Source organism: Rhizobium leucaenae USDA 9039, from assembly GCF_000426285.1.
In the GTDB taxonomy this organism is placed as follows: Bacteria; Pseudomonadota; Alphaproteobacteria; order Rhizobiales; family Rhizobiaceae; genus Rhizobium; species Rhizobium leucaenae.
The window spans coordinates 16,626-38,518 of the sequence record NZ_AUFB01000029.1 but is presented as its reverse complement, the minus strand read 5'-3'; the positions used below and the strand labels follow the sequence as shown (position 1 = coordinate 38,518).

Genomic DNA, 21,893 nt, shown 5'->3' with positions numbered 1-21,893 from the left:
AGTTGAGGGACGTTTCCCATGTCGGTGTTGTCCGTGAGTTGCTGTCGCCCTTGTCGCCCTTCCTCAAGGACAGCTCACTCTACGAGATCGTCATCAATCGCCCAGGTGAGGTATTAACCGAGGGAGCAGGAGGCTGGCAAAGCTACGACGTGCCAAGCCTCACCTTCGAAAAGCTCATGCGCCTTGCGCGCGCCGTGGCAAGTTATTCCAACCAAGCTATCGACGAGGCGCGGCCACTCCTTTCGGCCACACTTCCCGACGAAGAGCGGATACAGATCGTGATTCCACCCGCAACCCTCAGCGGCACGGTGAGCATCACGTTGAGAAAGCCGTCATTAGTGACATTGACGCTGGCAGATCTCGATCGTGGCGGGTTGTTTTCTGGGCTCGCGGCTAAGAGCAACTATTCCGAATCTTTGAATACGAGGCTGGCTGAACTCCATAACGCTGGGGACTATACCGCGTTTATGCGCGAGGCCGTGCTGGGCCGTAAGAACATCATTATTTCAGGTGCGACTGGTTCGGGTAAGACCACGCTGTCGAAGGCTTTGATCCGGCATATTCCGGAGCATGAGCGGGTCATCTCAATCGAGGATACGCCAGAGCTTGTTATCCCCCAACTCAATCATGTTCGGTTACTCTATTCGAAGGGTGGTCAAGGTATGGCAAAAGTTGGCGTGAAGGATTTGCTGGAGTCTTGTCTACGGATGCGACCTGATCGCATTCTTTTGCAAGAGTTGCGTGATGGTTCTGCCTTTTACTACATCCGAAACGTTAATTCTGGACATCCGGGGTCGATCACAACAGTGCACGCAGATTCTGCGATGTTGGCATTCGAACAGCTGACATTGCTCGTCAAGGAATCCGATGGCGGACGCGATCTTGAGCGTGACGATATTCGTCGTCTGCTCAAGATTGCTATCGATATCATTGTTCAGTGTAAGCGGATCAATGGGCAGTTTCGAGTGAGCGAAATCTATTTTGAACCTTCAGCGAATCTCCTCCGGCGAAATAATTGAAGGCATCAGCATCATACCGCTAAAGATATCTGTCTCATTTGATTTCATACATCCAACCTGGGGAGGCGGTAGTTGCGACTTGAGCAACGCCAGTGCGGATTCAGGGGTGAGCTGTGGCTGCGATTTGTCCAGCCGCGATGAAGACGCCGCTTCAGCGGCGGATCGACGTCAAGAAGCGGCGTAAGAGTTTTACGCGTCATACTCCAGGTGAGCCTCGCTCGTAGCTCGTAGGAGCGCTTGTTCCGGCGATCTTTCATCATGCACTGGCTCGTCGATCGCTAGACAAGCGCAGGCGCGGGAATTTCGCGGCAGCCCACGCGCCAACGGCGGGGGCGGAATGTGTTGCTCCTACACGCGGTATCGCGCTTTGGAAGCAATGTCCCCGTTTTTCTCCGAGGTGCCGCCTCCATTGTGGATGGACGCCGTATGCCCCGCCGGGGGTGTGCGCGGGCGTCACCATGACTTACTTCCCAGCCAAGGTCTCCGTGTAGTGACCGAGCCTTGCTTCAATGTCAGGATTGGTCTGCAACCCCATGGCCATCAGTTTTCCAATGTTTTTCTGCGCAATCGGGCGCTGCACGGCCGTGATGAACGCGTCCCAGCCTGCGCCAATCTCGGGATCCGCTGGAAGGCTCGCGTAATCCACCAGACGCTTTGTATCGGCGATCGCCTGGCGATCGAAACCGGAGATCCGGTTCGCCAATGCGTCGACGAACGCGTCGAGCTTTGCGTCAGGGAACGAACGATTGACATATCCATACTCCTCGGCCAAATCGCCGTCGATGTCATCCGAGCCAAGCAGGACCTCCAGCGCGCGGCCGCGGCCCATTAGTCTCGGCAGACGCGCCATGGGCCCCCCGCCGGGGACGAACCCCGCTCCAACCTCCCACTGTGAAAGGATGGCCTTTTCCCGGCTCGCGAAACGCATGTCGCTGGCAAGAGCAAGCTCGCTGCCGACGCCCGTGGCCCTACCGCGGATCAAGGCGATCGATACGACGGGCGCTTTGCTGATGCGGACGAGCATGTCGGGAAGGGGGTGCAGGCCCGTTGGTCCTGCCGGCAGACTCGTGGCTTTGGATAACGGCGGCGTAAAGTTGTAGTGAGTAAGGAAGAAGCCCGGTACTGCGCTGTCGAAGACGACGACCCTTAGGTTCTGGTCTGTTTCGATCTCGGCAACGACCTTCTCCATCTGCGGAATCGTCTCGGGGCCGAAGATGTTGAAAGGAGGATTGTCGAAGGTGACCCGCCAGTAGGCTGGCGTCCGCTTCTCGACCCTGATCTCCGCCTTTTCGATCGCGGGCTGCGCTTTGACGTCGGCAGGCCGGTCTACCTTTTCTGCCACCGTCGTCTGACCTGAAAGAGCAGGGGCCGGGAGCAGCAGAAGGGTCGCACCCGTCAGGAGTGTGAATGACACGGCCATGACGCCGTTCGAACGTGATTTGATGCTCATGACTGCCTCCATGCTTGGAATAAGTGGGTTCGCTAAGCTTCGATCTCGAAGACGAGCTCGACTTCTACAGGCATGCCCAGCGGGATGCTGGAGACGCCCAGGACTATCCGTGGCGGGACCAGGTCCGCGCCGAACAGGTTCAGCAGGAGCTCGGAAGCTCCGTCGGCGACCTTCGGGTGCTCCTGGAAGTCGGCAGGCGTCGCGAGAGACACGGCCAGCTTTGCAATGGCCCGGATCCTGTCTAACGAGCCCAGGTAAACCCGTGCGGCCGCCAGTCCGCTAAGGCAGGCCGCGCGAGCGGCATCGTAGCCCTCGCGAACCGAAAGGTCGCGGCCGACAAGCCCCAGATAAATCGGGACATGCCCCGCCACCGGGAGCATCCCGCTAAGGAAAAGCAGGGAGCCACATTGGACCGCCTCCACGTAGGCGCCGAATGCGGTCGGCGGCGGAGGAAGGACGACGCCCAGTTCCTTTAGGCGGGCCTCCGAGCTAGGCCCTACCATTTTCCAAGATGTGCGCCGTTATCGACGTGCAGCACCTCCCCGGTGATGTTTGCGGACTCGGTCAGATACACGACGCCGTCGACGATCTCCTGCACTGGCGTGATCGTTCTCATCGGCGAAAGGGTCTTCAGAAAATCGGAGGGATTCTTCGAATGCAGTGGGGTGTCTACGACGCCCGGCGATAACGCATTGACGCGGATATTGTCCGCGGCGAATTCCAACGCGAGGCTCTTGGTGATCGCGTTGAGGCCGCCCTTGGTGATCATTGGCAATGACGCAGTCACGCCTGCGATGGGATGGTCGGTCAGGGATGAGGTGATGGCGACGATGCTGCCGCCGGACTTTTGGCGCAGCATCTGTTTTATGGCGTGCTTGGTAAAGTGGATGAAGCCCTCGATATTTGTCGCAGAGAGGCGCCGGAAGTCCTCAATCGTGTATTCGAGAAACGGCTTCGTGAAGAATATCCCGGCGTTGTTCACGAGTGCGTCTATCGATCCGAACTGTTCGACGGCATGCTGTGCCACCCGCTCGGCGGTATCCGGATCGCCAACGTCGCCGTCGACCAGTTCCAGACGGCCCATTCGATTGAATTGGGCGGCTTCGCTGATGCGCCGCGAGGTGCCGACGACGTTCCAGCCCTTGCCGAGAAACGTCTTCACCAATCCCGCTCCGATGCCTTGGGACGCCCCGGTAATGATCACTGTCTTCATTTCTGCCTCCATCTCGGCAAAACTCACCACGCACGCTCGCCACGACAGCCGATACGTCCAATGTTCGAAATTGCGATTTAATCCGGCCGATGCCGGGAAAGCCGACGATGCAATTGCACCTGTTTCGCTCAAACCATCGCGTGAAATGGCTCCCGCCGCTATTGTACCAAGGTGTCAATCGCCCCCTCGGCGGTCCTCGTGCGGGAAGACCAAGGTGCAATAGACCTGCCGGAGGACTGGAGCTATCATCCTCGGCGGGACCCGTGAAATGGAGTTCGACATGAAGCGTTGGCAAGATCGCCGCATCCTCGACCTTTTTGGTATCGAACTTCCGATTGTCCAAGCGCCCATGGCTGGAGCGACCTCGGTTGAAATGGTCGTCGCAACGGCACGGGCCGGCGGACTTGGTTCGCTTCCAAGCGCCCAGTTCAGCGTCGATCAACTGCGGGACGCGTTGAAGGAAATCCGAGCATCGACGCACGCGCCGGTGAATGTGAACTTCTTTGCGCATACGACGCCGGCGGCCGATCCTGTAGCGCAGATGCGATGGAGGGCGATACTTGCGCACTATTACGTCGAGGCCGACCTGGATCCTGCATCCGCGGTCGCAGGGGCGGGACGTACACCGTTCGACGCCAGCTTCTGCGACGTCGTGGAAGAGTTCAGCCCGGAGGTCGTGAGTTTTCACTTCGGGCTGCCGGAATCGACACTCGTCCGTAGGGTCAAGGCGACCGGGGCGAAGCTGATATCATCTGCTACAACTGTCGCGGAGGCTGTCTGGCTAGAGGACAACGGCGTCGATGCCGTCATAGCGATGGGGTTCGAAGCCGGCGGCCACCGCGGAAACTTCCTCAGCCACGACATGTCCACCCAGGTCGGAACGATGGCGCTTGTTCCCCAGGTCGTCGACGCGATCAAGGTGCCTGTGATCGCGGCGGGTGGCATCTCGGACGGTAGAGGAGTCGCCGCCGCCCTTATGCTTGGGGCCTCCGCCGTCCAGATTGGAACCGCCTATCTTTTCTGCCCGGAGGCAAGGATTCCGCCGGTGCACTCCGAGGCGCTTGCGAGCGCCCGAGATGACAATACCGCCATCACGAACGTCTTCACGGGAAGGCCGGCGCGAGGCATCGTCAATCGGCTCATGCGTGATATCGGCCCCATCTCGGATGCAGCTCCTTCTTTCCCGACTGCTGGCGCCGCGCTCGCACCGATCCGATCGAAGGCCGAAGGAGAGGGTAACAATGACTTCACGAACCTGTGGTCGGGGCAGGCGGCACGACTCGGCCGCCAGCTCCCCGCTGAGGAACTCACAAGAGCATTGTACGACGAAGCCATGAGCGTCATCGCAAGGCGTTCCGGAGCTGGCTAAGTAGCCATCCTGCCGTTTGTCGCGATCAGCTTCTTCGCGATGAACGAGGTGCGGCGCATCCTATCCAGCCATCATGCAAAGTACATGGTGCTCCTGACGGCGGGCCATGCAGTCGGCCAGATCCGGCCGTAGCAAATATCCTCGCTTGAGCTGGAAGCGCGGATGCAGGATTCGATTCTGCCCTCGGCCTCGCAAGTATCACGTTTGTTCTCGGCGCGGTCTATGTCCTTATGATCATTTTGTATCCGACGGACGCATTAACGGCACCGTCGCGTCGGGTCATCATATCAGTGGATCAGTTCGTCGTCGGATAGATGGAGGCGCGCGGCCATGTTCACCAGGTCTGGGAGAGAGCGCGCATTCATCTTCCGCATGACCTGGCCCCGATGGGCTTTGACCGTGATTTCGCTGATCCCCAGTTCAAAGGCCACCTGTTTGTTGAGGAGCCCTTTGACGACACGACGCATCACATCGCGCTCGCGAGGGCTTAGCAGCGCGTAAGCTTGCTGGAGGAGAGCAAGTCCTTCCTCCTCGCGCGAGACCGTCTCGCTATAAATCAGCGCGGCTCGTACAGCTTTCAGAAGTGCTTCGGTATCGATCGGCTTTGTGAGGAACTCAACTGCTCCAGCCTTCATGGCGCGGACGGTCATTGGGACGTCGCCGAAGCCGGTGATGAAGATGATCGGTACGCTGATGCCTTCCGCTACGATCGTGCGCTGCAGTTCGAGACCGCTGACACCAGGCATGTTCACGTCAAGTATCAAGCAACTCGGCCCCCGCGTACTGGCGCATTCAAGAAACTGGCGCGCGGAATCGAAAATCACAGGTGCCCATCCCGCAGAGCGGATCAACTGCTCCAGCGATTCGCGCACGGATACGTCGTCGTCGATGATGAAGACGACCGGCTTATTAGCCTCAAGGACTGACGGCTTCGAGCATCGATCATGGGTCGTGGATGTAAGACTGTACATGCGCATCCTCCTTCTAATCCAGGTCTACGCGATTGCTCGGTCAAGCGCGTCGCGCAGATCTTCGTCATTGAACGGTTTGAACAGGCAGTCGATCGCGCCGCGCTGAAGCAGGGCCCGCTTTCGATCGTCGTCATGCTGAGCTGTTATGAATGCGATTGGTACGGTTTCTCCTCGCCTCGCGAGTTCGGATGGGAGCTCCGGGCCAGACATGTCAGGCATTGCGACGTCAAGGAGCAGGCACGCGGTCTCGACCCTGGATGCGCAGCTCAAAAACTCTCGTTTAGAAGGATAAGTCCTGATGTCGACACCCAACGAGCGAATAAGGTCAGGGAGCGATTCTCGAACCGCTTCGTCGCCGTCCACGGGCGAGATAAGGGGGACCTTCGTCATCGCCGCACCTCGGGCTCAATTCGGGCATTCAAAAGGCCTGTATGATCATACTGGTCCAACCGATCAATGATACGGGCGTCGAATGCGATTAGGTCGGTGACTTTTGGACGGACATCCCCAGCCCAATCCATCTGACAGACGATCCTGCTGAACAGGAAGCCGCCGGGCGCATTTCCACCCGCCAATCCCTCAAACTCGGTGACCATCCAGTTCTGGTCGAAACGACGTTCCCGAAGATAGGCGTCGATGTTTCTCCGTAGCTCGAGCTGTCCTGACACTTGTGCGGACTCCGTATCAAATCCCTCACATCGCAATCTCGACAGGTGCGCGTCTTCGTCTCCTGGATTCACCAGAAGAACCACCTTGTGCCCACGGCGAAACGAACGATGGGCGCATGCGAAATCATCGGCGATCACAGTCCTCGCTCTGCCACGCACCTGCTACCCCTCGATTATCGACGCATGGCTGCGTCCAAACATATGATAGCGCTCACCGCGATCTCTCGCGCGGGCAAGATTCTGTCCAACGGCAAGCAAAGTCTATTGTACAAAGGTGTCGGCTGTCGGGGGCAACACGGCATCGAGAATGATCATGTTCTACCGCTCGTCCGGCTCTGACGACACCTTTGTACAATAGATCACCCGGTCGAGTTTGGCCATCCTGATATAGCTGACCGGTTCCGCAGGCCATTCAACGAACCGGTGAAGCCGAGGGTCAATATCTTGATCCAGATCCTCAAGCTGTGCTCAAACGGTTCGATGCGAACTGCTCGAACTCTCCTCCAGGAAAGTGGCGAACTTTCAAAGGTGACCCACATGAAATGGCATCTCATCGAGATTACCGGAAGCGACGCCAAAGCCGGCGATGGCGGGCCCCTCGATGCGCTCATCGAGTTCTACAGAGCGTTCAACTCCGGCGACAACACGGCGCTCGAGTCCACCTGGCTTCCTGGCGAGGCGCCGAGCATGGACAATCCGATTGGAGGCATTCGGCGCGGATGGAGCTCGATCGCCGAAGGCTACTCGAAGATTTTCGAAGACCGGGTGAAAGTGCAGGTAACCTTTCACGACTTCACAAGCCAGAGCGGTGGTGACTGGCATCTGTTCGTCGGGCGCGAACGTGGAACGTGCAAGTCCTTATCGGAGTCGCTCCCGGTGGTGTTCCGGACGACGAGATGGTTTGTCCGGAAGGACGGCTCCTGGCGTCAGCTCCATCACCATGGCTCTGTCGAGGACCCGAAGATGCTGGCCGACTATCAGCGACTGATTTTCGGCGCGCGTTGAGAGCCTGTGCGAATCTTCGGGAAGAGGCGCCGAGCCTGCGCGCGGCGCCATTGTGACTTCATGAACTCCCAAGCCGATTCAGGTAGGCTCCCATTCGATCTTCTGCGTCGCCGAGCTGATGGAAGCCGAGTTCGAAAAATGCCTTCAATCGTTCTTGCGCCGCTGGCCTTGCGATCGATTTCATGCAGGCGTCCCAGCCGGCTCTGATTTCCACCTCCGGCGGCAGGCTTGCGGCGTTTACGAGCCGCTTGGTGTTCGAAATTGCCCATTTGTCGAAAGTCGCAATCCGCTTCGCGAGCGCGTCCACATAGGCGTCCAGTTCCGCGTCCGGTAGCGATCTGTTCACGTATCCGTAGGCTTCCGCCAGATCCCCGCGCATGTCATCGGACGTAAGGAGAACTTCAAGTGCGCGTGCCCTGCCGATCAACCTTGGCAAGCGTGCCATCGGTCCGCCGCCGGCGACTAAGCCGACGCCCACCTCCCATTGCGACAGGATAGCCTTCTCGCGGCTTGCGAAGCTCATGTCGCAAGCGAGCGCGAGCTCGCTGCCATTTCCGGTGGCGCGACCGCGTATCAAAGCCACGGATACGAAGGGCGCGTGGGTAAGGCGCACGAGAATGTCGGGCCATGCCTCCAGTCCGGTGGGGCCTTGCGGCATGCCAGTCAAATCTTCAAGCTTCGCGCGGAAATCGCTGTGGTTCAGAAAGAAGCCATCCACGTCGCTTTCGAACACGACGACCTTCACGTCCTCGTCCTCTTCGAGCTCATCCCTAATAGCCCGAAACTCCTGCACGAATTGTGGCCCCATGACGTTCAGAGGCGGGTTGTCGAATGTGATCCGCCAGTATGCGGGCGATTTCCTGGCAATCCGGATCTGCTCTTTTGTCGACGAGTTCATCGAGGCCTCCTGTGGCTCAAATTGAAACTCGAGCAGCTTGAGGTCCCTGTAACGACTTCACCATTGGCCATAGGTATCGGCAATACCATTGTCGGGGGCGATTGCCGTCGGGCTTCCAACACTGAGCGGTGTTGAAGTGAGGAGCCCGTTTCCACCGATACTAAGGTATTGGCGATACCTATGTGCAAATGCGCTGACTTGCGATCGTCGGCATACTTCGGCCCCGCAGTCATTTCGCTGCGGGACAGCAAACGAAGGAGCCGACCAATGAAAGTCCTTATGGTTTTCACCTCGCATGACATACTCGGAAGCACCGGCCGCAAGACCGGCTTCTGGCTCGAAGAAGGCGCCGCGCCATATTACGTCTTTCGCGACGCCGGCATCGATCTGACGCTCGCATCTCCGAAGGGCGGTCAGCCGCCGGTCGATCCCAAGAGTGACCTGCCGGAAAACCAGACGCCTGCGATGGCTCGTTTCAAGAAGGACGCAGATGCACAGAAGGTCTTTGCGAACACGATGAAGTTGAAGGACATGCGTTCGGAAGGATTCGATGCAGTGTTCTACCCCGGCGGCCACGGACCAATGTGGGACCTTGCCGAGGATCCGGACTCGATCGCGCTGATCGAGTCCTTCTACAATTCAGGCAAGCCCGTCGCTGCCGTTTGCCATGCTCCGGGTGTGCTGCATCGGGTCACCTACAAGGGTGCACCGATCATCAAGGGCAAGCGCGTTACCGGCTTCACAAATACCGAGGAGGAAGAGGTTCAGCTCACCAAGGTCGTGCCGTTCCTGGTCGAGGATGAACTGAAACGCCTGGGAGGCCTGTTCGAAAAGAAGCCGAACTGGGAAAGCTTCGCCATCACGGACGGGCGGCTGATCACGGGACAGAATCCGGCGTCCTCTACCGCCGGGGCTCAGGCTCTCGTCAAACTTCTTTCCGGCGCGACGACAGGGGTCGGCTCCACTGCTGCGTGAACAGCAGTAGACAGCCGCGAAATCGCAAGAGGGTGGTCGCGAAGCCCTCGGGGTTTTGCGGCCGCAGATGTTTCGCCCGCTTCGGTGCGCATGACGCGGGTATGCGCCCGACCAGGCAATTCATTAGCCAGACTTATAGGCGTGTGCGGATTGAGCGATCTAATCAGTCGGGTGGCTCATGCGTAGGTTACCTGCATTGTTCCACCGCCTGGCGAAGAGGGGCAGGCGACCCTCGAGCACTACCGCCGTCCGCATCATTGCCGCCGGGCGCTCCCGGGGATTGAGGTGGGGCCAGGCTCGCGATCGAAGGCGCTGGGTGCAGCCACGGCTACTAGATCGATTTTCTCAGTCGTCGGGTAAGGCATGGCAGCTACAGGCTTCTGGGTCGACGGACTGACGATGTCCTTTGAGGCGACGCCGGGGGCGCGAATCCAGCGCCCCCGATGAAGAAGCTGTCCAGCAGTCTGGGTGAAATCTCGTCGTTGAAGTCCACGATCACGACCATGAGTGGGCTTCCAATATTGCGTTGGCGAAAGCCTCCGGGGCTTCCTGTGGAAGGTTGTGGCCGATCCCGCCTGAGATCAGCCGATGTTCGTATCTGGCCTTGAACTTGCCGGTATACACCTTTGGATCGGGATGAGGTGCAGCATTGGGGTCGCCTTCCATGGTGATCGTCGGGACGTGGATTTCTGGCCCGGTCGCCAGCTTCGTTTCGAACTCGTCGAACCGTCTTTCGCCGTCCGCCAGTCCAAGACGCTAGCGGTAGTTGTGCACGACGATCTCGACGTGATCCGGATTGGAAAAGGCCGCCGCACTCCGTTCGAAAACTGCGTCGTCGAAGTCCCATTTCGGAGAAGCCAGCTTCCATATGAGCTTGTTGAACTCCTTGGTGTACATCTCGTATCCTTCGCGTCCTCGGTAGGTGGCGAAGTAATATTGATACCACCACTGAAGCTCTGCCGACGGCAGAAGCGGCGTCTTGCCAGCGCTCTGGCTCCCCACGAGATAACCGCTGACGGAGACGAGCGCTTTGCAGCGCTCCGGCCAGAGAGCGGCGACGATATCCGCCGTCCTCGCGCCCCAGTCAAAGCCGGCGATCGTCGCCTTGTCGATCTTCAGGGCGTCCATCAATTTAATGATGTCAACCGCAAGTGCGGATTGCTGGCCGTTACGCTTGGTTTTCGTCGACAGGAATTTCGTGCCGCCATATCCGCGCAGGAAAGGCACGATCACGCGATGCCCTCGCATCGCCAGCAGAGGAGCAACCTCGGCGAAACTGTTTATGTCATATGGCCAGCCATGGAGAAGAAGCACGCGCGGCCCGCCTGCAGGACCAATCGCGCCGTAGGAGATGCTGAGATCGCCGGCGTCGATCCGCTCGCTGGCTTGTAGCGCGGCGCCGCCGCTCCGCGGAGCACCCCTGTTCGTCGCCTGCTCCGCTGCGGCCTGCTGCCCGAGAATGCTCGCGGCTGTCAGGCTGAGGGCGACACCGCCAAACGATCGACGGCTGAGGTTTACGAACTCGGTCTTGTGCATGACTTTTCCACCATCTTCGAAATCAGGGTCCTAGACGACTGCGGTCTCGACAGGATTTTCGGGTGTCATTTTTCCCGTGCGCTTGAGGGCGGCCTCCAAGATGCCGACGTCCTGTGCAACGGTCCCGCCGCTGACACCAACGCCGCCAACAAATTCGCCGTCGTGTTGAAGAGGCGCTCCGCCGCCCATCGCGCAGAACCTTTCCTGCGACATCAAATGGAATAGCTCCTTTTCCGGTTGCACGAGATGAAACAAGTCGGCCGTCCGAACACGTATGAGCGCGGAGGTGTAGGCCTTACGCTCGGAGATCAGCATGGAGAAGGCCAGCGCGCCGTTCATGCGGTGCTGAAGCACCGTATTTCCGTGGACGTCTATGACCGTAACCGTCACCGGCACTTTGGCACGAGCGGACTCCTCCTCGACGCGTTGAGCAACGTCCTTCGCAAGGGATAGCAGGTCCATGACTGAGTCCTTTCGTGAGCCGGGGCGTCAACCACGCCGACAGAAGACCGACGGGCCGCTTCCGAGGGAGTTTGAGGCAGGCGCGAAAGGACCGCTACTGAACGTTGGTATCGCCGATACCAAAGTATGGTCAATACCTATGTGTAACTGTCGCTATCGATGCAGGTAGACATAGTGAAGGCCGTCAGCCGCGGTCGCGGCACCTTTTCCAGGGATCGAACGATGACCTATCACGACGACAAACCTTCAAGTTCAAGCGTTCCTCTCGTCGCGATAGCGATCGCGATCATGGGAATGGCCATCGCATTGGCGGTGATCCACCAGCCTGCCGCTGCTGCGCGCGTATGGGTGCCGGCGGCGCCCTCGGCGAAAGAGATCACTTTGCTCGGTCATTGCTCGCCTGTCACGCCCAGATGCGAATGTTGGGTGCAGGACGGACGTGACGGGGAATAGGGTGATGTTCGAAGCCTTCGACTACCGGCGGCGCGATCGGCCGCTAGGGCCGGACGACCTCTCTTTGTTGCACGCCGTCCTCACGGAATACTGCAAGGCACGCCAATGCAACCGAAAGAGCGAGGAAGCGCTCGCAGCCGCTCGCGAGCTTATTCGCCTGTATCAAGCGGGCGTAGTCGACCGCGAGGTACTTGTGTCGCGTCTCTATGCGCGCTTTCCGATCTAGCGGCTGGTTCTCCAAGCCTGTCCAATGAAGACTTCCGAAGTGTCCGATCTCTAGCCGCTCGACAACACTCCCAGCAGTGTGCACCGCGCGAGCAAGCCTCGGACACTCCGACCGTCAGTGCCCATGGAGCCGGAGAGCCGGCTGTGGACTTGCTCCGCCAGGGTCATCGTAGAAGCCAGGTAGAAGCTTGAGTTGGTCGGTCTGCTGCTTGTCGTGATTTATGAAGAGCGTCGCATGGAACTTGGCCATCAATTCCTTGACCCTTTTCATGGACCCAATGGACTGCGCCTTGTCTACATTCAAAGACGGCACGATGTCGCGCTCAAAGTTGTCCTCGAGGTGCACCAGTCGCCGGACAGGATGACGTACCCCGTCTTGTTCAAGTGAATCATGAGCGCCTGGCTTCCGGGCGTATGGCCGGGTGTCGAGATCAGCATCACACTCCCGTCGCGGAAGAGGTCGACGTCCCCGGTAATCAGTTCAAGCCGTCCGGGATGACCAAGGAGCTTCCGGGCAAGTGTGACGAGCGTATTGAGGTTCGGATCTGATGGCGGAACGGAATTGATCCATTCGTATTCTGCCTGCTGCATCACCACTGTCGCGTCGGGAAAAAGCCTAACTTTTCCGATGTGGTCGCCATGCGTGTGCGAGACGAGCACGTAGTTCACGGCCGCGGGCGTCAATCCGATTTGCGCGAGCTGGGACGAAATTGTCCTATCGAGGTGGTAGACGATGAGGTCGGGCTGGGTCGACCACCCTTTGGGGTCGCCGATCGTCTCCTCTGGAACGCCGGTATCCCACATCAGCACGTCCGCGTCATGACGGATGAGGTAGCATGTGGACGAAAACTCGATGGGCTTCCCGACGTTTTCTCCGGGCGTCCATACGGATTCGTCGTTTGCCAGCGAGTGTCAGCAGTCGAGCCGATAGAGCCTGTCGATCACAGCGGCGGCTCGAGGCCCGGCATCGTTCGATGCAGGGACGGCTGTTGCAGATAGGAAAGGGGTGAGTGCGAGGCCGATGGCGGCTGTCAGGACGGAACGGGATATCATCTGAGACTCCAGAGTGCACCGAAATATCGGAAACCGTGCTCCCACTACGAATGGAAGGCCGCCTCCAGGCGGACGCGGAGACGGCCTTGGCGGATCTCGGGATGGATCCGCGGCTCCAGCGGAGGGGAGGAGCACTGGAGCGTGTCTGTTGATATCATCATGCCGCCCCGTCGAGGGGAGGTGACGGTTGGTAGCATAGGCCGCAAACGCCGGGCCGCGTAAGTGCACTTAGGTATTGCCTGGCTATACTCGAGGCAATTCGGAAGATCCCTGCACGGTGCGCACTTCGAACATCTATCGAAGCCATTTCTCTGAGCGCGGCGTCGGAGATTTTCTCACGCGGAAGGGCGCCGAGCTTGTAGGCGCGGCGCCCAATGTGAACGAGTTTGCCTTCGTCATGGCGGACTTCGATGCCGCGATCCTTGGCATCGCTTTGGCGGAACGAGTTTCCGCGTGGCCGACGCCCTGATGGTTCGGCGGCGGCCATTTGTCTTCGCGACCACATGCAATGGCAGTCGAATAACAGGACGATATCGAACAGCACCCGGATTCCTGAAGCAGGTAGAGGTGCCCAAATTGGACACGTTCTGTCCGGCGGAGCCGTCCCCCGGATGTCAGCCCTCTTTCGTCGTTGTGTGTTCTTCCTCAGGCAGGAAGGCGGCTCCTTTGTGTGAATCGGTTGACTTACCTAAGTGGTCAGGTTGCGTCGCGAAGCGTCTTGAATGCGGTGTTTAGATCTGCGACAAACAACTCGGGCTGTTCCCAGGCGGCGAAGTGCCCGCCCTTGGGAGGACGGTTGTAGAAGATGAGTTTCGGATAGGCCTTTTCGGCCCAGCTTCGCGGCGCCTGGTAAATCTCATCTGGGAAGGCGCTGACGGCGACCGGGATCTTGATGCCGCGCGGGTCGAAGAATCCTCCCGTAGGGAAGTGCGCGTTGTCCCAGTAGAGCCGTGCAGACGAGGTCGCCGTATTCGTGAGCCAATAGAGCATGACGTTGTCCAGGACGTCGTCAGGCGTCAGGCCTTCCTTCTGACCGTCGAATGAACGGGCAATCATCTGGTAGCTCCGAATGTCATGGTCGAGCATCCAGGCGGCAAGCCCGATCGGCGAATCCACGATGCCGTAGAGCGTCTGCGGCCGGTTGTTCATCTCGATCGCGTAGCCGAGTCCGTTCTTGTTGAAGTCATCGAGCTGGTCATAGGCTCTCTTTTCGTCCGGAGAGAGGTTCGTGGGTGGAGCGCCTGCGGCGAGCGCCTTCGAGATTTCGGCTGGCACCGTCGCAGCCATGTTGGTGTGGATGCCAAGCAGGCCTGAAGGCTCCTGCACCGCCATTAGTTCGGTGACGGCATTGCCCCAGTCACCGCCCTGGGCGACATATTTCGTATAGCCGAGGCGCTGCATCAGTACGGCCCAGGCCTTTGCGATGCGAGGCGGGTTCCAGCCCGGCTGCTTTGGCTTGCCGGAGAAGCCGTAGCCCGGCAGCGAGGGGATCACGACATGGAAGGCATCCGACTCGCTGCCGCCATAGGCTGTCGGGTCGGTGAGCGGCTTGATGATCTTCAACTGCTCGATGACAGAGCCGGGCCATCCATGGGTGATGATGATCGGGAGCGCGTTCTCGTGCTTCGAGCGGACATGGATGAAGTGGATGTCCAGGCCGTCAATCTCGGTCATGAACTGCGGAAAAGAGTTTAGCCGGGCCTCGGTCTTGCGCCAGTCATAGCCACGCCAATGCTTGGCGAGTTTTTGGATGGTGTCGAGCCGTACGCCTTGCGTGTCGTCCGGGACTGTTTCCCGGTCTGGCCAGCGTGTGGCGGCCACACGGCGGCGCAGGTCGCTCAGCTCGGCGTCGGTCGCGGAGAACTTGAACGAGCGGATTTCATTGTCTTCGCTCTTTGCCACGGCAAGCGTGCCAGGCAGGGCGCTGATTGCGCCGGCCGCCGCAGCGGTTACCAGAAGGGTTCGGCGCGTGAACGATGGTGAGAGAGTTGACATGGCGATCTCCAAAAGTTTGGGATGGGCGCGTCGACGCTCTCACCAAGTGAAACGGTTCGCTATTGTACGATGGTGTCGTCAACACTATCGGCTCGGCATCGGACGCCTTTGCCGCACTTTGAAATGGATCATCTTGGAGCGCTCGGGGATGACGGCCGCCGCCAGGGTCCGCGACTACTGGACTTCGAAGAGGTTATAGATCGGGCCGCCTGGCAACCGATGCCCGGTCCCGATCGCTATCATCCGGTTCATCCAGCCCAGGGCATTTGCCCCCGTGCTGAAGGTTGCATGGATACGAAAATAATACTCAGTCGGATCGACAAACTCGCCTCTGGCCAGCCGGACCATTACGTCGGGAGGTCCGCAGCGTATCCCGCCGAATGTCATGCCGATCAATTCGCCAACGTCCGTTTCCAGGACGATCCGCGCGTCCAGGTGTGTCATGTTCTCGCCGGTCGCCATTTGCCAATCGGAGCCGCCGGGCGCGACCCGCCCCTTGAGGCGTTGTCCTTCGAAGCGGCCCGAAGCGATCGGTCCTACCCGCCGCTTAAGCCCCTCTACATCCCCGATCGCTTGTAATGCATCCACTGCCACTTCCAGAGTGAAGAGGTGGCGGAATTCCACGCGCTGGAGCACGGGTGGCAGATCGATGAAGTTGGCCGTCTGGCCCGGCTGACTCTCCGAGTGGTTTTCCGCGACACCAGTCTTCCGTAAGTTTGAATCAGCGTTGGGCATCACTTTAACTCCCCCTGAGCACTCTTCGTTGTCTCCACAACCCTGAAGGCCTCGCTCAGCCACGTTCGAGATGGATTGGAACTATAGCCTGCGGCCAAGATGCCTCTATTGAACGATGGTATCGTCGAGAGCACTGGCATCTAGTTTGGCTGACATTCGCGAAAATGACACGCTCGCCATCATCTCAGTCTTTGCAGCAGAGCTACAGTCGCGAAGATGTGATATCAGGAGACTATATGCGGGACGTGCATGAGTGAATGTTATCGCGATCCAATTCTGAAGTCCTGTGCCGCCGGTCCACGTTATCGGCAGCCGCGACGGTAAGCCTTTCCGGCGGAGGAATCCCGCTAGAGAAGCTCATCGCAGATGCAAGACCATCGTAGGATGGACGTGTGTCGGTTTTTTGCGGAATCTGTAGTCGATCTGGAATTCTGCCAGCACAAGCTTTTGACAGTTTCCATAGGAGACGGAAATGGACGAATCGGCTTATCGAATTGGCTTGGAGCGTCATTGGCTCGCTTCCGATGCGGGTGACTTTGACGTCGAGCCTGAAATCTATAGTGACGATGCGGTGCTGGATTATCCACAATCGGGAAAACGCATTGTCGGTCGAGGCAAAATTCGGGAGAGCCGATTCGTCCAGCCCGACCAAAAGCAGTTTGCGGTGAGGCGAATTGTGGGAAACGGAAACCTCTGGGTCACGGAATTCGTGCTTACCTACGACGGGAAGCCATCTTATGCCGTAAGCATAATGGAATTTCACGCGGGTCTGGTCGCTAAAGAAACGCAATACTTCTCAGATCCCTTTGGGCCATCGCCCACGCGCGCGCATCTCGTCGAGGCGGTCGGTACTTCCATCTCGCAGGCCTGATCGTCCTGCGCTGCGGATTGGATGTAGTCAGCTTGAAGTTTTTCGCGGCATGAAGGATCCAGGCCGACGGTTTTTATTCTGCGACCAGCCGGGCGGACGCGCCGTCGCGACGGTGCCGGAAAATGGAGAAAATGACCATGCCGATCTCAGCCACCGAGCTGGAAACCGCAGTCGACGTCTTTGGCGAAGTCCGCAGCAAGCCGCTGTTTACGATGAGACTGAACGTCAGGCCTTCCTTGGTCATCGGTCGGACGCCTTCGACGTCGAGGCAAGTCCGGGTGATCGAGGGCGGCCGCTTCGAAGGTGATCGACTCTCCGGGGAGGTCTTGGACGGGGGAAACGACTGGCAGGCCATCCGAACGGATGGCTGCACGGTTTTGGATGCACGATTGAGTCTCTGACCTGCCACTGAACTTTCATCCAGCGGCGATTAGAGCCCCGGCGGTTTTCGATACGCCATTTGGCGCGGTGGGAGCAACCGGCGGAAACGCGTAGCCTTCATCTTGCGCAGCGTTGGAGCCGGTTGCGGCGATAGTCCCGGCATAGTTGGCCGGGGTCTGATATCCGAGCGATGAGTGTGGCCGGAAATTGTTGTAGTCCTCCGCCCATTCGGAAATGGCGCTGCGGGCGTGGCCGAGACCGAAGAACAGGCTCTCGTTCAGCAGTTCGTCGCGCATGCGGCCGTTGAAGGATTCGACGTAGCCGTTCTGCATCGGCTTTCCCGGCGCGATGTAGTGCCATTCGACCTTGTGCTCCTTTGACCAGGCGAGGATCGCGTTCGACGTGAACTCCGTGCCGTGGTCGGAGACGATCATGCCGGGCTTGCCGCGCCGTTCGATAAGCGCCGTCAGTTCGCGGGCGACCCGACGCCCGGAGATTGATGTGTCGGGGATTGCCGCCAGGCATTCGCGCGTCACGTCATCAACGATGTTGAGCACGCGAAACCTCCTTCCGCAGGCAAACTGGTCGTGGACGAAATCCAGCGACCAGCGGGCATTGGCCTTCGCTTCGACCAGGATCGGCGCACGGGTGCCGACGGCACGCCGTCTGGCTTTGCGCTTGCGGACCGAAAGACCTTCCTCGCGATAAAGACGATAGATGCGGTTGACCCCGGACGGCTCTCCCTCCCGCTTGAGCAGGACGAACAGCCGCCGGTAGCCGAAACGCCGTCGCTCGTTGGCGAGGTCGCGCAGTCTTGCCCGCAGTTCGACCTCCGGCGGTCGGCTCGGCCGATAACGGATCATCTTGCGGTCGGCGGATATGATCAGGCAGGCCCGCCGTTCCGAAAGACCCATCACGGTCCTCAGATGCGCGACGGCGTCACGCTTGGCGGCAGGCCCTACCATTTTTTTGCCAGAAGCTCGCGGAGTGCGGCGGCATCCAGCATCTGCTCGGCGAGCAGCTTCTTCAGCTTGGCGTTCTCCTCTTCGAGCGCCTTCAGACGCTTCGCCTCGGAGACCTCCATACCGCCGTATTTGGCTTTCCAGTTGTAAAATGTCGCGTCCGAAATCCCATGCTTGCGGCAGAGCTCGGCCACCTTCGCGCCAGCCTCCTGCTCCTCCAGCACCGCAATAATCTGCTCTTCCGTAAATCTCTGCTTCTTCATGCGTCCGTCCTTCAATGGGCCGGACTCTAATCCAATCTGGAGGAAATTACCCGTGGCAGGTCACACTTACCTGCCTATCATCAAAGCGACCAAATTCGTATGTCAGCCCCCGCAAGCTTCGGATGACGCCGCGCTGCACCTTCATGATATCGATAATATGATCGTACCGCGCGCGCTCGGCGAGCTGTAGGCCGCGTTCGGCTTGCTGCTCCGCTTCAGCGAGAGGGTCGCCTGCGGCCAAAAAATTCGTATTGAGGTTGTCGCAGCAATAGACGGTGACGGGCAGATCACCGACTTCCGTCGCTGCCTCGAACGCTCGCATGAAAAGCGCTCGGCTCGCATGCACATGCTCGGTCCACATCAAGGAAAATTGCGCAAACCACATGTAGGTTCGCGCTCGGAACCTATCGAAGCGATGCTTGATGACCAGATCGTATCCGAGGTTGGCGAACTGAAATCCCGCCTTATAGTCGTTAAACTGCAGGCCTGCGATCTTGGCAAAGAAGACGTAGGCTACGCACGATCCGTCGCCATGCCCTTGCTCTAGGCTGAGATTGACCGAGCGGCATATAGCCAGCGCTAGAAGGTTTGCGTCTGTGAACAGCGCCGATGGAAAAATTGCTGTCAGTACATCCAGCGTGGCAAGTGACCCTGCGTCGCTCATCAGGGGCAGGGCGACAAGCTTCTCTACCGTCCGTTTCCCGATTTTCTTCCAGATCTTACCATATTCCCGTTTTACCTGGGATCGTGTTGGATGCGGCGACCAGTTCACGCCCAAATGACGCAAGTATCCGATGCAGATGGCGACTGCTTTGTCACATTGATCAAGGGTCGTGTACAGCTCGATGCGCAAACGGGCCACTCTTGCCAGCTCGAGCCTATATGTTGCCTTTAACGAGAGGAAATTCAGGCGCTTGTCGGCAGCATCCATATCGCCAAGGAGGAACTCGCATTCGGCCCGATAAAATTCGAGGGCAAATGCGAGTTCATGGTGATCAGTCCAAGCGTTGTCTGTCAGGAAGGACGCGCCAGCAGTGAAATATTTGAACGCCTGAAGGTAAGCCGTCGATACTCGCGCTCGTTTGCCTGCGATCAGATTCAGCCCGGCGAGCTCGTTTCGCTCTTCTTCGGAGAAAATCAGTGCCGCACCGCGGTTGAGATGATTAACGATGTCGAAGATCGCTTCCTCTCGTTGCGCCGTCGGCGTGCGCAAGACCAAGAGCCGGCCGATACGAAGATGGGTTTCAGCGCATCGTTCTTGTGGAATCTGCGAATAGGCAGCTTCCTGCACGCGGTCGTGTATAAATCTGTAGGAATCGTCGATCCGCTCGATGAAGTCGCGCCGCACTGCCTCCCAGAGGATCTCTTGAACGCGAGCCTCGGAGATCGACAGAACAGTCGAAAGCATCGCGGTCGTGGCGGTGGTTCCGAGACAGGCGAGTTGCTGGAGAGCAGCTTGAGTCTCTGCTGGCAATTTTGCGAGCTTGCCGACCATTAGATCGACCACGTTCTCGGTATATTTCCTGCCACGAAGATGATCCGGGTTCCACGACCAGTTGCCTTCCGTCAGATCGAAGGCAACGAGACCCTCATCGTCGAGCGCGGACAAAAACTGCTTGAGAAAGAAGGGATTTCCGGCGGTCTTGTCGTGGAGTATCCGAGCGAGCGGAATGGCGCGATCGTGTGCGCAGTGAAGCGCGTCTACGACGAACGCCTCGAAATTCTTCCGGGTGAGGGGAGCCAGCCTGATCTCATCAATTTTCAATCCGGCACTTTGAATTACCTCCAACTTTCGAACAAGGGGATGGGCCGGATCGATTTCCATTTCCCGATAGGCACCGATCACCAAAAGATGCCGCAGTTCGGAGTGTGTCACGAGATCTTCGAGAAGGTCGAGCGATGCGACGTCAGCCCAATGCAGGTCATCGAGAAAAAGCGTCAGCGGATGTTCGGCCGTCGCGAAGACGCCGACGAAACGCCGGAGGGCGATCTGGAAAGCCTGTTGGGCCTGTTGTGGAGGAAGATCGGGAGGAGGCTGTTGTTCGCCGACAATCAGCTTCAGTTCGGGCATCAGTTCGACCACGAGATGTCCCTGGCTTCCAATGGCCTCTTGCAGCGTCGCGCGCCACCTCTCCAGTTCAGCATTGTTTCTGCTGAGGAAGCTGCGGATCAATCCTTGAAACGCATGTGCCACTGTCGCGTAGGGAATGTCGCGTTTTTGTGGGTCGAACTTGCCGGAGGCAAAAAGGCCGCGCGATGGTATGAGCGCCCTGTGCATCTCGTTGACAATTGATGATTTTCCAATTCCGGAAAAACCGCAGATCATGACCAGTTCAGGCCTGCCGGTCGTGGTAACGCGATCATGCGCGTTCAGGAGGGACACAATCTCGGCTTCCCGCCCGTAAAGCTTCTCGGGCAACAGCAGCCGGTCCGGATTATCGAGGTCGCCAGGGGGAAAAGGATCGATCCCGCCCTCGGCCAGCCACTGTGTCAAGCAGCGTCGGAGATCGTGCTCCAAGCCCTTGGCAGTCTGGTAGCGTTCGTCAGCCGTCTTGGCGAGAAGTTTTGTGACGATATGGGAGAGCGCGATCGGGATGCTCGCAAGCCGCTCGCTCGGCGGTGCCGGCGTCCGGGCAATGTGGGAATGAATTAATTCCATGGGATCGGACGCAAAAAACGGCAGCACGCCTGTCAGCATTTGGTAGAAAACCACGCCGAGCGCATAGAGGTCACTGCGGGAATCGATCGACCTGTTCATTCGTCCGGTCTGCTCGGGCGCAATATAGGCAAGCGTCCCCGCTATATATTCGGGAGAACTCGTTGCCTGGCGCTCGCGCGGTAGGCGCGAAGCATGTCCAAACCCGGTCAACCGCACCTGTGCGCTTGTGTCGTCCACCAAAATATGTGCCGGCTTCAGATCTTTATGGATGAGACCACGTTCATGGACATGCCTCAGCGCCACCGTAATGCTTATGGCCAGGGCGAGAAACCGGGATGTCGGCATCGGTTCGCCCATATACTTGTCGAGGGCTTCTCCACCCGGATCCTCAAAGACCAGCATCGTTAGCTCGCGTTTACGGACGAATTCCAGTGGCCGCACAGCCCACGCGCTGTCCAGATGGTCCTTGAGTTCGAACTCATTGGAGAGTTGAGCGACGGCTGCCGCTCGGGGAAAGGCCGCTGTCAGACGAAGCGCTAGGACGTTGCGTGACGCGCCGTTCTTATAGACAAATTGTCCCCGACAGAACGCACGCTCCTCATCCTCCCATAGAACCTGCAGATCACCTTTGGGTCTGTCGCGCAAGATCTGCGGTTCCATCCCATCACGCTCCGCGGTGTTTCAAGTGATATAAGGGAATGGTGCATGCAAATATTGCAGTGCAGGCGCA

At 58.7% G+C, this 21,893-nt stretch carries 21 protein-coding genes and 1 pseudogene; 8 read left to right on the top strand and 14 right to left on the bottom strand.

Features of this window, described 5'->3' with window-relative positions; genetic code table 11:
- The first annotated feature begins 2 nt into the window (after positions 1–2).
- Positions 3–1,019, top strand: coding sequence for a P-type DNA transfer ATPase VirB11 (gene virB11, locus K290_RS0128015; protein ID WP_028754879.1), 1,017 nt, complete (start codon positions 3–5; stop codon positions 1,017–1,019).
- Positions 1,020–1,482: 463 nt separating this feature from the next.
- On the opposite strand, the gene K290_RS0128010 is transcribed toward virB11, so the two are convergent.
- From K290_RS0128010 to K290_RS0128000, 3 genes are read right to left on the bottom strand one after another with little or no spacing between them, the layout of a single operon-like run.
- Positions 1,483–2,469, bottom strand: a complete 987-nt coding sequence (locus K290_RS0128010; RefSeq protein WP_028754878.1) for an enoyl-CoA hydratase/isomerase family protein — start codon at positions 2,467–2,469, stop codon at positions 1,483–1,485.
- Positions 2,470–2,501: 32 nt separating this feature from the next.
- The gene (locus K290_RS0128005) at positions 2,502–2,972 is read right to left on the bottom strand and encodes a RidA family protein (RefSeq protein ID WP_028754877.1); all 471 of its coding nucleotides are present in this window, start codon (positions 2,970–2,972) and stop codon (positions 2,502–2,504) included.
- Positions 2,966–3,682: an SDR family NAD(P)-dependent oxidoreductase gene (locus K290_RS0128000; protein WP_154668687.1), complete on the bottom strand. Its 717-nt coding sequence runs from the start codon at positions 3,680–3,682 to the stop codon at positions 2,966–2,968. The genes K290_RS0128005 and K290_RS0128000 overlap by 7 nt, the downstream gene beginning before the upstream one ends.
- Positions 3,683–3,962: 280 nt before the next feature.
- On the opposite strand from K290_RS0128000, the gene K290_RS0127995 reads away from it, so the two are divergent.
- On the top strand, positions 3,963–5,051 hold the full coding sequence (locus K290_RS0127995; RefSeq protein ID WP_028754875.1) for an NAD(P)H-dependent flavin oxidoreductase: 1,089 nt from the start codon (positions 3,963–3,965) through the stop codon (positions 5,049–5,051).
- A 287-nt stretch (positions 5,052–5,338) separates the two neighbouring features.
- Here K290_RS0127995 and K290_RS0127990 read toward each other — a convergent pair whose 3' ends face one another.
- The 3 genes from K290_RS0127990 to K290_RS35200 are packed head-to-tail and all read right to left on the bottom strand — an operon-like array spanning position 5,339 to position 6,828.
- On the bottom strand, positions 5,339–6,022 hold the full coding sequence (locus K290_RS0127990) for a response regulator transcription factor (RefSeq protein WP_028754874.1): 684 nt from the start codon (positions 6,020–6,022) through the stop codon (positions 5,339–5,341).
- A 24-nt stretch (positions 6,023–6,046) separates the two neighbouring features.
- A complete protein-coding gene (locus K290_RS0127985; RefSeq protein ID WP_028754873.1) occupies positions 6,047–6,412 on the bottom strand; it encodes a response regulator transcription factor in 366 nt (121 codons plus the stop codon).
- Complete coding sequence (locus K290_RS35200) at positions 6,409–6,828, bottom strand: MEDS domain-containing protein (protein ID WP_161631256.1); 420 nt, start codon at positions 6,826–6,828, stop codon at positions 6,409–6,411. Before K290_RS35200 ends, K290_RS0127985 begins: the two co-directional genes overlap by 4 nt.
- A 399-nt stretch (positions 6,829–7,227) precedes the next feature.
- Between K290_RS35200 and K290_RS0127975 the strand changes: the two genes are divergently transcribed.
- Positions 7,228–7,695 (top strand): YybH family protein, encoded by a 468-nt coding sequence (locus K290_RS0127975; RefSeq protein WP_028754872.1) that lies wholly within the window; start codon positions 7,228–7,230, stop codon positions 7,693–7,695.
- A gap of 58 nt (positions 7,696–7,753) precedes the next feature.
- Here the strand turns inward: K290_RS0127975 and K290_RS0127970 are convergent, their stop codons facing one another.
- A complete protein-coding gene (locus tag K290_RS0127970) occupies positions 7,754–8,593 on the bottom strand; it encodes an enoyl-CoA hydratase/isomerase family protein (RefSeq protein ID WP_028754871.1) in 840 nt (279 codons plus the stop codon).
- A gap of 267 nt (positions 8,594–8,860) precedes the next feature.
- On the opposite strand from K290_RS0127970, the gene K290_RS0127965 reads away from it, so the two are divergent.
- Positions 8,861–9,568, top strand: coding sequence for a type 1 glutamine amidotransferase domain-containing protein (locus K290_RS0127965; protein ID WP_028754870.1), 708 nt, complete (start codon positions 8,861–8,863; stop codon positions 9,566–9,568).
- 495 nt (positions 9,569–10,063) lie between these two features.
- Here the strand turns inward: K290_RS0127965 and K290_RS35195 are convergent.
- Together K290_RS35195 and K290_RS35190 are read right to left on the bottom strand one after the other, a co-directional pair.
- Positions 10,064–11,104: pseudogene (locus tag K290_RS35195) on the bottom strand (alpha/beta fold hydrolase).
- A 30-nt stretch (positions 11,105–11,134) separates the two neighbouring features.
- Positions 11,135–11,566 carry a GlcG/HbpS family heme-binding protein gene (locus K290_RS35190; protein WP_051264239.1) on the bottom strand — a complete coding sequence of 144 codons (432 nt, stop codon included), beginning with the start codon at positions 11,564–11,566 and terminating at the stop codon, positions 11,135–11,137.
- 222 nt (positions 11,567–11,788) lie between these two features.
- Here K290_RS35190 and K290_RS37505 point away from each other — a divergent pair, with 222 nt between their 5' ends.
- Together K290_RS37505 and K290_RS0127945 are read left to right on the top strand one after the other, a co-directional pair.
- On the top strand, positions 11,789–12,019 hold the full coding sequence (locus K290_RS37505; RefSeq protein ID WP_154668686.1) for a hypothetical protein: 231 nt from the start codon (positions 11,789–11,791) through the stop codon (positions 12,017–12,019).
- A 4-nt stretch (positions 12,020–12,023) separates the two neighbouring features.
- Complete coding sequence (locus tag K290_RS0127945) at positions 12,024–12,245, top strand: hypothetical protein (RefSeq protein ID WP_028754869.1); 222 nt, start codon at positions 12,024–12,026, stop codon at positions 12,243–12,245.
- Between the two features lie 299 nt (positions 12,246–12,544).
- Here the strand turns inward: K290_RS0127945 and K290_RS38085 are convergent, their stop codons facing one another.
- The 3 genes from K290_RS38085 to K290_RS0127920 form a co-directional block, all read right to left on the bottom strand.
- On the bottom strand, positions 12,545–13,048 hold the full coding sequence (locus tag K290_RS38085) for an N-acyl homoserine lactonase family protein (RefSeq protein WP_245276693.1): 504 nt from the start codon (positions 13,046–13,048) through the stop codon (positions 12,545–12,547).
- Positions 13,049–13,993: 945 nt separating this feature from the next.
- Entirely contained in the window at positions 13,994–15,292 is a 1,299-nt protein-coding gene (locus tag K290_RS0127925; RefSeq protein WP_028754867.1) for an epoxide hydrolase family protein, read from the bottom strand.
- Positions 15,293–15,466: 174 nt separating this feature from the next.
- Entirely contained in the window at positions 15,467–16,027 is a 561-nt protein-coding gene (locus K290_RS0127920) for a DUF3237 domain-containing protein (protein WP_202595641.1), read from the bottom strand.
- Between the two features lie 472 nt (positions 16,028–16,499).
- Here K290_RS0127920 and K290_RS0127915 point away from each other — a divergent pair, with 472 nt between their 5' ends.
- Complete coding sequence (locus tag K290_RS0127915) at positions 16,500–16,898, top strand: nuclear transport factor 2 family protein (protein WP_028754865.1); 399 nt, start codon at positions 16,500–16,502, stop codon at positions 16,896–16,898.
- 137 nt (positions 16,899–17,035) lie between these two features.
- On the top strand, positions 17,036–17,299 hold the full coding sequence (locus K290_RS35180) for a DUF3237 family protein (RefSeq protein WP_161631255.1): 264 nt from the start codon (positions 17,036–17,038) through the stop codon (positions 17,297–17,299).
- 15 nt (positions 17,300–17,314) lie between these two features.
- Here K290_RS35180 and K290_RS0127905 read toward each other — a convergent pair.
- A protein-coding gene (locus K290_RS0127905; RefSeq protein ID WP_154668685.1) for an IS3 family transposase occupies positions 17,315–18,504 on the bottom strand; the annotation gives its coding sequence in 2 pieces (ribosomal slippage) (positions 17,315–18,252 and positions 18,252–18,504; 1,191 coding nt in all).
- A gap of 46 nt (positions 18,505–18,550) precedes the next feature.
- Positions 18,551–21,823, bottom strand: coding sequence for an ATP-binding protein (locus K290_RS35175; protein WP_051264238.1), 3,273 nt, complete (start codon positions 21,821–21,823; stop codon positions 18,551–18,553).
- Positions 21,824–21,893: the final 70 nt, after the last annotated feature.

Coding starts and splice junctions, on each gene's coding strand:
- K290_RS0128010 (WP_028754878.1), bottom strand. CDS start 2,469: ATGAGCATCAAATCACGTTCGAACGGCGTCATGGCCGTGTCATTCACA.
- K290_RS0128005 (WP_028754877.1), bottom strand. CDS start 2,972: ATGGTAGGGCCTAGCTCGGAGGCCCGCCTAAAGGAACTGGGCGTCGTC.
- K290_RS0128000 (WP_154668687.1), bottom strand. CDS start 3,682: ATGAAGACAGTGATCATTACCGGGGCGTCCCAAGGCATCGGAGCGGGA.
- K290_RS0127995 (WP_028754875.1), top strand. CDS start 3,963: ATGAAGCGTTGGCAAGATCGCCGCATCCTCGACCTTTTTGGTATCGAA.
- K290_RS0127990 (WP_028754874.1), bottom strand. CDS start 6,022: ATGTACAGTCTTACATCCACGACCCATGATCGATGCTCGAAGCCGTCA.
- K290_RS0127985 (WP_028754873.1), bottom strand. CDS start 6,412: ATGACGAAGGTCCCCCTTATCTCGCCCGTGGACGGCGACGAAGCGGTT.
- K290_RS0127975 (WP_028754872.1), top strand. CDS start 7,228: ATGAAATGGCATCTCATCGAGATTACCGGAAGCGACGCCAAAGCCGGC.
- K290_RS0127970 (WP_028754871.1), bottom strand. CDS start 8,593: ATGAACTCGTCGACAAAAGAGCAGATCCGGATTGCCAGGAAATCGCCC.
- K290_RS0127965 (WP_028754870.1), top strand. CDS start 8,861: ATGAAAGTCCTTATGGTTTTCACCTCGCATGACATACTCGGAAGCACC.
- K290_RS35190 (WP_051264239.1), bottom strand. CDS start 11,566: ATGGACCTGCTATCCCTTGCGAAGGACGTTGCTCAACGCGTCGAGGAG.
- K290_RS37505 (WP_154668686.1), top strand. CDS start 11,789: ATGACCTATCACGACGACAAACCTTCAAGTTCAAGCGTTCCTCTCGTC.
- K290_RS0127945 (WP_028754869.1), top strand. CDS start 12,024: ATGTTCGAAGCCTTCGACTACCGGCGGCGCGATCGGCCGCTAGGGCCG.
- K290_RS38085 (WP_245276693.1), bottom strand. CDS start 13,048: ATGTGGGATACCGGCGTTCCAGAGGAGACGATCGGCGACCCCAAAGGG.
- K290_RS0127925 (WP_028754867.1), bottom strand. CDS start 15,292: ATGTCAACTCTCTCACCATCGTTCACGCGCCGAACCCTTCTGGTAACC.
- K290_RS0127920 (WP_202595641.1), bottom strand. CDS start 16,027: ATGCCCAACGCTGATTCAAACTTACGGAAGACTGGTGTCGCGGAAAAC.
- K290_RS0127915 (WP_028754865.1), top strand. CDS start 16,500: ATGGACGAATCGGCTTATCGAATTGGCTTGGAGCGTCATTGGCTCGCT.
- K290_RS35180 (WP_161631255.1), top strand. CDS start 17,036: ATGCCGATCTCAGCCACCGAGCTGGAAACCGCAGTCGACGTCTTTGGC.
- K290_RS35175 (WP_051264238.1), bottom strand. CDS start 21,823: ATGGAACCGCAGATCTTGCGCGACAGACCCAAAGGTGATCTGCAGGTT.